Here is a 1,771-nt window from a genome sequence, read left to right on the forward strand (position 1 = left end):
GTGGCGGACGGGGCCGGCCCGCCCGTCCGGCGGTCCGGGCCGGGGCCGAGGTGCAGGCTCACGTTCGGGGGCTCCGGGGCTCCGGTCCGAGCGATCGGGGGCGTGACGTTACCGGCGTCCGGCGGGGCGGAGTCCCGGCCGCCTCGGCCGGACAGCGGCGGCGGCGCGGGCTCATCGTCCGAAGGAGACGGAGACGGAGACGTAGGCGCAGGCGCAGGCGCAGACGGCAGCTCGCCGTCCGGCGGCGGGGTCCTGTCGACGACAGGGCCGAAGAGCGGGGGCGGGGAGCCCCTGCCCGCGCGACCGACCAGCGGCGGCGGGGGCTCGGCGTTCGCTTCCAGCACCGGCGCGGGCTTCGCTTCCAGCACCGGCGCGGGCTTCGCGTCCGGCACCGGTGCGGGCGCGGGTTTCACGGCCGGCGCAGGCGCGGGCTCGGCGTCCGGTCGCGGCGGAAGCTCCTGCTCCGGCGGCGGGGTCCTGTCGACGACAGGGCCGAAGAGCGGGGGCGGGCTCCCCTTGCCCAGTGGGGCGAAGAGGGACGGCGGGAGCTGGTCGTCCAGGGAGTGGGGGGTGGGGGTGGAGGTGGTCCGGGGGGTCTGGTCGTCGTTGGGGGTCACCGGTTACCGATTCCTTTCCGTCACGTCCGTCAGGCGAAGAGCCGGCGCCAGGTCTCCGGCCCCGGGTAACCATCGGCCGCACCGCCGCGCCAGCCCTGGGCCCGCTGGAACGCCTCGACGTTGCGGCGGTCGGCCTCGGTCCAGCGCGGGTCGGGGCCCGACACGTAGTGCTTGCCGTATCCCTTCTTCACCAACTGTTCGCCGAGCCGGTCGACATGGCTGTTGTACTGACCCGGCTTGAAATAGCCGCGTCCGGGGAACGCGACGGCTGTATTCGGGCTGCCGCCCGCGCCGGCGGCCGGAATGCTCCGTCCGCCGCCGGTGGCCAGCAGGCGCCAGGTGTCCGGGCCCGGGATACCGTCCGCCTCCTTGCCCTGCCAGCCCTGCGCCCGCTGGAACGCCTGGGTCGCACGCCGGTCCGCCGTGCCCCACACGGGCCCGGGGCCGACCGCGTAGAAGCGCTTGCCGCCCCGCTGGACCAGCATCCGGCCGAGCTCGGTGACGTACTGGTTGTCGGCGCCGGGGCCGAACCGATTGGCCCCGGGGAAGGCGGTGGAGGATCCGGAGCCGGGCGATCCACCCGTGACCCCTTTGTACCGGTACGCCACATAACGGTCTGAGTTGTTCCAGTACGCCAGGGGCGTCGACTGCTTCCGCGTCCGCGGGCGCGCCTGCTCGTAGGCGACGTAGCGGGTGCGCGCGGAGTCGGCCCAGCCGCCGAAGATCGTGACGTGCGAGCCCTCGGAGGGGTCGGCCGGGTTGTGGAAGAGGAGGATGTCGCCGGGCTGGAGGTCGGCGCGGGCGATCCGGGTCCCGTAGGCGGCGAGGCTGCCGGTCCACTCGTTGCTGCCGAGGTTCCAGGCCATCGACACGTAGCCGGAGCAGTCCTGGCGGTAGCCGTCCGACCAGTACGCCTGCATGCTGTACGGGACCTTCGCGCTCACCCACCTCTTGGCCCGGTCGATGATGTCGGCCCGGGTCGTCTTCGGCGCGGCCGATCCGGCGGACGGCGGACCCGAGGCGCCGGCGCCCCGGAGCGGCCCCTTCTCACCCTGCGGGGTGGCCGGTTCGGGGCCGGATCCCCCGTCGGCGTGCGGGGCCCAGGGGGCATGACCAGCGGCCGCGGCCGCACCCGCGGCTCCGCAGGAGAGGAC

General features: G+C 75.0%; 1 protein-coding gene and 1 pseudogene. Both read right to left on the reverse strand.

What is annotated here, in order from left to right:
• Positions 1 to 617 (reverse strand): annotated as a pseudogene (locus CR470_RS40155) (SPFH domain-containing protein); the annotation flags it as partial.
• Between the two features lie 29 nt (positions 618 to 646).
• Positions 647 to 1,771: peptidoglycan-binding protein (locus tag CR470_RS37760; protein ID WP_097872261.1), on the reverse strand; the 1,125-nt coding region annotated here is incomplete at its 5' end.

Source organism: Streptomyces sp. rh34 (genome assembly GCF_002551245.1).
Taxonomy (GTDB): domain Bacteria; phylum Actinomycetota; class Actinomycetes; order Streptomycetales; family Streptomycetaceae; genus Streptomyces.